The 530-nt window shown below is 45.5% G+C and carries 1 protein-coding gene; it reads left to right on the top strand.

Annotated features, from left to right (window positions below):
* The coding region (locus R7P74_RS29005) for a sensor histidine kinase (RefSeq protein ID WP_318124167.1) at positions 1-530 on the top strand (530 nt) is incomplete at both ends.

Below are 530 nucleotides of genomic sequence, written 5' to 3'. Positions count from 1 at the left end.
AGATGAAATCGGTCGCTTGGCTATCAGCTTCGAACGTATGCAGCGCTCGATTCGAGAAAAAATCCAAACCATCAAACAGCAAAACGAAGAACTTGAAAGCAACATCAAGCTGATTCAAAAGCAAAATGATGAGTTGCAACTGGCTGATAAACTGAAAGATGAGTTCCTCGCAACAACCTCGCACGAATTGCGTACACCGCTACATGGCATGGTTGGGATAGCAGAAACCCTTGTGTCAGGAGCAAATGGAGTCATTCCCGCCAGTCAAAAATACCAACTTGATATCATTATCAAAAGTGGTCAACGCTTAGCTAACCTCGTAGACGATTTATTGGATTACCACAAAATGCGCTATGGCAGCATGGATATCCAAAAATCGGCAGTAAGCTTAGCCAGTGCAACACGCTTGGTGCTTGAGCTTTCTAATCACCTGCTAGGCAATAAGACCATTCGCATCATCAACCAAGTACCCGCCGACCTTAAAGCCGTTTCGGCCGATCCGCAACGCCTCGAACAAGTGCTGTATAACT

It is taken from the genome of Vibrio sp. 2033, from assembly GCF_033339735.1.
Note: the sequence above shows the minus strand (reverse complement) of the source record. Positions and strands in the feature narration are given on the sequence as shown.